The 6,547-nt window shown below is 68.7% G+C and carries 7 protein-coding genes; 5 read left to right on the top strand and 2 right to left on the bottom strand.

Going from position 1 to position 6,547, the window contains the following annotated elements; translation table 11 throughout:
• On the bottom strand, positions 1-243 hold a 243-nt coding region (locus tag ASE01_RS03330; RefSeq protein WP_235535840.1), incomplete at its 3' end, for an acyl-CoA dehydrogenase family protein.
• A 95-nt stretch (positions 244-338) separates the two neighbouring features.
• On the opposite strand from ASE01_RS03330, the gene npdG reads away from it, so the two are divergent.
• The 5 genes from npdG (at position 339) to dmpG (ending at position 5,099) form a co-directional block, all read left to right on the top strand.
• The gene (npdG, locus tag ASE01_RS03325; RefSeq protein WP_056748539.1) at positions 339-1,004 is read left to right on the top strand and encodes an NADPH-dependent F420 reductase; all 666 of its coding nucleotides are present in this window, start codon (positions 339-341) and stop codon (positions 1,002-1,004) included.
• A gap of 86 nt (positions 1,005-1,090) precedes the next feature.
• A complete protein-coding gene (locus ASE01_RS25385) occupies positions 1,091-2,245 on the top strand; it encodes a lytic transglycosylase domain-containing protein (protein ID WP_082605758.1) in 1,155 nt (384 codons plus the stop codon).
• 66 nt (positions 2,246-2,311) lie between these two features.
• Entirely contained in the window at positions 2,312-3,121 is an 810-nt protein-coding gene (locus ASE01_RS03315; protein WP_056748537.1) for a 2-keto-4-pentenoate hydratase, read from the top strand.
• Positions 3,118-4,083, top strand: coding sequence for an acetaldehyde dehydrogenase (acetylating) (locus ASE01_RS03310; RefSeq protein ID WP_056748536.1), 966 nt, complete (start codon positions 3,118-3,120; stop codon positions 4,081-4,083). The genes ASE01_RS03315 and ASE01_RS03310 overlap by 4 nt, the downstream gene beginning before the upstream one ends.
• Positions 4,080-5,099, top strand: a complete 1,020-nt coding sequence (gene dmpG, locus ASE01_RS03305) for a 4-hydroxy-2-oxovalerate aldolase (RefSeq protein ID WP_056748535.1) — start codon at positions 4,080-4,082, stop codon at positions 5,097-5,099. The genes ASE01_RS03310 and dmpG overlap by 4 nt, the downstream gene beginning before the upstream one ends.
• Before the next feature lie 199 nt (positions 5,100-5,298).
• Here dmpG and xerC read toward each other — a convergent pair whose 3' ends face one another.
• Positions 5,299-6,546: a tyrosine recombinase XerC gene (gene xerC / locus ASE01_RS03300; RefSeq protein ID WP_056748534.1), complete on the bottom strand. Its 1,248-nt coding sequence runs from the start codon at positions 6,544-6,546 to the stop codon at positions 5,299-5,301.
• Between the last annotated feature and the right edge of the window lies 1 nt (position 6,547).

Here is a 6,547-nt window from a genome sequence, read left to right as displayed (position 1 = left end):
GACCAGGGCGTAGGTCAGCAACGACTCACCCAGCCCACCGAACTCCTCAGGGATCGTCAGCCCGAACACACCGAGCTCCTTGAGACCCTCGATGATCTCGGTCGGGTACTCATCGGCGTGCTCGAGCTCCTGAGCAGCCGGAATGATCTGCTCGTCGGTGAACTGACGAACAGCCTTGAGGATCTCGACCTGGTCCTCGTTGAGTCCCTCGGTCTGGCACAGCTGGGGCACAGGTGTCTCCATGGTCGAACACGTGAATGGTCTAACCATTATGCACTAGGATGGGTGTCCATCCGCGGCGTCCGAGATGCGGTCGCCGTGAAGGAGTGGGAGGAACCATGGGTCCGAACCCGAGCGAGACCACTGTCGCCGTACTTGGAGGGACCGGTCCCCAGGGGCGAGGTCTCGCCCGTCGTTTCGCCGCCGGCGGCGTCGACGTGATTCTCGGCAGCCGCGACGCAGCACGGGCCGAGGCGACCGCCAAGGAGCTGCGTGCCGACGGGCTGCGGGTGGTCGGCGTGGACAACCGGTCGGCTGCGGCTGCAGCGGGCATCGTCGTAGTGGCGGTTCCGTGGGACGGGCACGGTGCGTTGCTGACCTCGCTTCGCGACGAGCTGAGCGGGAAGGTCGTCATCGACTGCGTCAACCCTCTGGGGTTCGACAAGCGAGGGCCGTACGCGCTGCCCGTCCTCGAGGGGTCGGCGACGGAGCAGGCGGCGGCGATCCTCCCGGGGAGTCGCGTCGTCGGGGCATTCCACCACCTGAGCGCCACCCTGCTGGAGGATCCTGCAGTGACGAGTCTCGACACGGACGTCCTGGTCGTCGGCGACGACGTTGAGGCGGTCGACGTCGCCGTGGCGCTGGCGGCGGTACTACCGGGTGTTCGTGGCATCTTCGGTGGCCGCCTCCGCAATGCCCACCAGGTCGAGGCGCTGACGGCCAACCTGATCGCGATCAACAAGCGCTACCGGGCGCACGCCGGCCTCCGGGTCACCGACGTCTGAGTCACCCGCCGTACCTACCGGAAGAGAGAGGGATCTCCCCTCAGCGCCGGATGTGTGACGGCGCTCACTCGGCCTAGCGTCGAGGCATGATCCCTGCTCCCTCTCATCGCCGCGAGTCGACCGGAACCCGGGCGCGACGCCTGGCGATGCTCCTTCCCCTGGGAGTGGTGTCGGTGTCGTGGACCCTCGCCGTGGCGGGCGCCGGACTGGCGCCGGTCACCGCCGCGGGTGGTGCCACCGCGGGGCAGCCCGAGATGGCCGTTCCCGAGAGCGCGGTCGAGTCACCGGCCAGCCTCAGCGAGAGTGTCGAGGCCATGGCGAGGCCGGTCGGTCTGGTCCAGCTCACGCAGTCGACCACGGCATTGATCCCGACCGTCGCCCTGGCCGCCTACCAGCGGGCGGAGACGATCATCGGCGGCGCCGACGAGGGGTGCGGGCTCGACTGGTCCCTCCTGGCCGCGATCGGCAAGGTCGAGTCGTCACACGGCAGCGCGAACGGGAGTCGACTGGACGACGACGGCCGTGCCGTCCCCGGAATCGTCGGCATCCCTCTCGACGGAACCCGCTCCACGGCGAGCATCTCCGACACCGACGGCGGTCGACTCGACGGCGATCGATCCTGGGATCGTGCCGTCGGGCCCCTGCAGTTCATTCCGAGCACCTGGGCCGTGGTCGGCGTCGATGCGGACGACGACGGAGAGCGCAACCCCCAGGACATCGACGACGCGGCCCTCGCGGCAGCCGTCTATCTCTGCTCCGGTAACGACGACCTGTCGTCGGCCGAGGGGCGCCGGGCCGCCGTTCTCCGCTACAACCATTCGCAGGCCTATGCCGATCTCGTCCTGGACACGGCCCGTTCGTACGCCGCGGGCGGCGCCCGGGTCGCTGCCGCCGGCCGGGTCGTCCCGCAGTCGGAGAACGGCGTCGTCGCACGCTCGGTGGACCGGGCGCAGGGCGGCCGTTCGTCGGCGAAGACGCTTCCGGCTCCGCCGCAGCAGAGGAACGACGGCTCGGCGGCCGAGCCCGGTGCCCCCGCCAAGGGCCCGAGACCTGGTGGCACGCCCGGTGGCCCTACACCTGACCCGGCCCCATCCCCGGCGCCCGCTCCCGTGAATCCGCCCGCCGTTGTCACGGCCGTCCTGACGACGACGCAGGCGATCCTCGCCTGCACCCTCAGTGGACTGAGCCAGCTCCTGGAGCCTGCCCGTTTCCGCGAGTGCGTGGCGTCGCGCACGTCGTGACGCTCAGCGTGCCGTTGGCCGGAACACGGGCTCCCTGACGACTGCCCGGCTGTCGAGAGTGGTGCCATGACGGAGCTGACCCAGGAATCCACGATGATCCGCAGCGCTGCGGACCGCCTCGCTGTCGCAGCGCAGACCGGCGTGCCCTGTCCGCCAGTCCGCGATCTGATCGGGGCGGTCGACATCGACGCCGCCTATGCTGTGCAGCAGGAGAACAACCGCGCGCGCGTCGAGGCAGGTGGCCGGGTCGTTGGTCGCAAGATCGGCCTGACCTCTGCTGCGGTTCAGGCGCAGTTGGGAGTCGACCAGCCAGATCTCGGCGTTCTCTTCGCCGACATGCAGTACGACGTCGAGGCCCCGGTGCCGGTCGACGGGCTCCTGCAGCCCAGGGTGGAGGCCGAGATCGCCTTCGTCCTCGGCAAGGATCTGGTCGACGGTGAGCTCGACCTCGGACAGGTCATCGACGCCGTCCACCATGCCGTGCCGGCCATCGAGATCTGCGCCAGCCGGATCGCCGGCTGGGACATCAGCTTTGCCGACACGGTGGCCGACAACGCGTCCGCGGGCGGCTTCGTGCTCGGCAAGGAGCCGGTCTCGCTGGAGGCATTCGTCCCCTCCGAGGTGACGATGACGATGACGGTCACCGGGCAAGACGATTCGACGGGCCAGGGCCGGGACTGCCTCGGCGACCCGTTGCTCGCTCTGCAATGGTTGGCGAGGACCGCCCGAGATCTCGGGGACCCGCTGCTGGCAGGTCAGGTCGTCCTGTCCGGCGCCCTCGGGCCGATGAGGCCTGCTGCGGCGGGCGCCGAGGTCAGCGTGACCATCAGCGGTCTCGGCTCCCTGGACATCACGTTCGCCGGCGCGCCGCGATGAGCGCGACCTCGAGGACCAAGGTCGCCATCATCGGCTCCGGCAACATCGGAACCGACCTGATGATCAAGGTGTTGCGCACCGCGCAGCACCTCGAGATGGGGGCGATGGTCGGCATCGACCCGGCCAGCGACGGGCTCGCCCGGGCCCGGGACCTCGGTGTGCCGACCGTCCACGACGGCGTCGATGGCTTGGTTGCGATGCCCGGGTTCGAGGACATCGAGATCGTCTTCGACGCCACCTCCGCCAAGGCGCACCATCACAACGCGGCACTCCTCGAGCCACTCGGGAAGCGGTTGATCGACCTGACGCCTGCGGCGATCGGTCCGTACGTGATTCCCGCGGTCAACATCGACCGCCACCTGGACGCCCCGAACGTCAACATGGTCACCTGCGGCGGACAGGCCACCATCCCCGTCGTCGCCGCGATCTCACAGGTCGTGCCTGTCGCCTATGCCGAGATCATCGCGTCGATCGCCTCGAAGTCCGCCGGGCCGGGGACCCGGGCCAACATCGACGAGTTCACCGAGACGACCTCGGCCGCCATCGTCGAGGTCGGTGGCGCGCAGAGCGGTAAGGCCATCATCATCCTGAACCCCGCCGAGCCGCCCCTGATGATGCGGGACACCGTTCTGGCGCTGGTCCAAGCGCCCAACGAGGCCACGCGGCGGGCCATCAGGGCGTCGATCGAGGCGATCGTGGGCACGGTGGCGTCGTACGTGCCGGGATATCGACTCGTGCAGGACGTCCAGATCACCGCGATTCCCGACGACCAGCCGGTCCGGACCCTCATCCCGGGCGGCGGCGAACGACCGACGCATCAGGTGTCGGTGTTCCTCGAGGTGACCGGAGCCGGTCACTACCTACCGGCGTATGCCGGCAACCTCGACATCATGACCTCGGCGGCGCTCCAGGTCGCCGAGCGCATCGCAGCTCGCAACCACGACAGGGCGGCCCTCGCATGACCACCGTGCCGAAGATCCCGATCTACATCCAGGACGTCACTCTCCGTGACGGCATGCACGCCGTGCGCCACCGGATCGAGCCCGAGGACGTGAAACGCATCGTGCTGGCCCTCGATGCCGCGGGTGTCGACGCGATCGAGGTCGCCCACGGCGACGGACTCGCGGGCGGATCGCTGAACTACGGCCCGGGCTCCCACACTGACTGGGAGTGGATCGAGGCTGCGGCATCGGTGCTCAAGAACGCCCGTCTGACCACACTCCTCCTCCCGGGCGTCGGAACCGTGCACGAGCTGAAGCGGGCGCATGACCTCGGCGTGCGTTCCGTGCGCATCGCCACGCACTGCACGGAGGCAGACGTCTCGGCCCAGCACATCCAGGCCGCCCGCGAGCTGGACATGGACGTCTCCGGATTCCTGATGCTCTCGCACAGGGCAGCACCGGAGGAGCTCGCCGCTCAGGCGAAGCTGATGGAGTCCTACGGCGCCCACTGCGTCTACGTCACGGACTCCGGGGGTCGGTTGACGATGGACGACGTAGCGGCCCGGGTCCGTGCCTACCGCGACGTGCTGGACGACGCGACCGAGATCGGCATCCACGCGCACGAGAACCTCTCGCTGTCGGTCGCGAACTCTGTGGTCGCCGTGCAGAGCGGGGTCCACCGGGTCGATGCGTCGCTCGCCGGACACGGCGCCGGCGCAGGCAACTGCCCACTGGAGGCCTTCATCGCCGTGGCCGATCTGTCCGGCTTCGAGCACCGTTGCAAGCTGTTCCCACTGCAGGATGCGGCCGACGACATCGTGCGCCCGCTCCAGGACAGGCCGGTACGAGTGGACCGGGAGACCCTCACCCTCGGGTACGCCGGCGTCTACTCGTCCTTCCTGCGCCATGCCGAACGCGCCGCGGAGCAGTACGACGTCGACGTGCGCGACATCCTCATGGAGTGCGGCCGACGAGGACTCGTCGGTGGTCAGGAAGACATGATCGTCGACATCGCGCTGGGCATGGTGGCGGCCTGACGGTGGAGGTGGCGCCCCTCGCCCCACCTCCGGCCCCACGACGCGTCCGGTCGTTCTCGAGCGAGCACCAGCTAGCTGGTGAAGCTGCCAGTGGGGAGCCATTCGGCGTGAGATGGCTAGGGCCTCGTATCTCCCGATTGCCCCACACGTGGGTGTCCAGGGATTCGGCTCAACGCGCGATCGGTGTCGTTCGTTCGTGTCAGACAAAGAACTGGTCGAGTGTTGACCGAAGGTCGGGCGCGACAAGTCGCTTGCCGACGTAGTGGCGGAAGGTGACCGACGGGTCTCGGTGGCCGAGCTGGTCGCGGGCTGCGTCGAGGGACACCTCGTGCGCGATGAGGGTGCCGACAGTCCGGCGCAGGGTGTGCAGGGTCGTTCCTGCCAGCGCCTGGTCGGACGGGTTGGGCAGTTCGGAACTCCGGCTGAGGGCTGACCGTAGACGGGTGCGCAAGTTGGCGGGGGAGATCCAGTTCCCGGTGCCGGTTGCGAAGATCGGTGACTCGGGCGTGTTGGGCGGGTCTCTTCGCATCCGTTCTCGCAGCATCGCAGCGACGGCGTCGGGCAGGATCAGTCGGCGGTCATCGCCCGTCTTCGTCCGGTTCTGTCGGTGGAGATGGTCGACGAACCCTTTGCGTGGCTCGACGACGGTGCCGCAGATGTGCAGCGTGGGCACGGGCCCGTCGAGGTCGCGGAGGTCGACTGGTCGGATGGCGAGGCCTTCGCCCTCGCGACACCCGGTGCCGAGGAGAAGGTCGATGAACTCCTCGAGGTCGTGGTTCGGCATGCGCTGGTCGGGGACACGGATGGCTGTGCGACTCACGCGTGTGCGCAGGTGTCGTGCCTGGTCGACGGTGAGGTACTTGACTTCCGGATTGGGTTGGCGGGATGGCTGGGAGACGTCCCGGATCGGATTGGCGGGCAGCGCTCCGTGGGCGACGGCGAGGGCGAGCATTCCGCCGAGGACCACTCGGAGCTGGCGTGTGGAGCGGCCTCCAGGTCTAGCTGGGTAGTTGCCGTGCTTGCGCCCGTGCTCCACGTCGGCGAAGAGACGGTCGAGGAGGGGGATGGTTGCCTCGCGAACTCTGACCTGGCCGATGGCGGGGATGATCACCTGCTTGATGTCGTACTGGTAGGTCGCCAAGGTCTGGGGTGCGAGCAGTCCCTTGGTCTTGACCTTGCCGTGGTCCTTGCGGTGTTGCAACCACAGCGCGGAGAGGTCTTCGAAGGTGGTGTCACCGGTGATGCCGGCGATCGACGGATCGACGCGCTCCCTCAGGCGGCGTTCGACGAGGCGGGTGGCGGAGCTCTTGGTCTTCTCGGTTGCGCGAACTGAGCGGATGCGGCCGTCGATGTCGCGGACCTGGACGCGGGCGGACCATCGGCCGTCTGCCAGTTGCCTGGCCACGATGTCGCCGTGGCCGCCACGGGGAATTCGGATCTGCGGCATG

The organism is Nocardioides sp. Root190 (assembly GCF_001428565.1).
Taxonomy (GTDB): Bacteria; Actinomycetota; Actinomycetes; order Propionibacteriales; family Nocardioidaceae; genus Nocardioides.
This window is presented reverse-complemented; position numbering and strand designations above follow the sequence as displayed.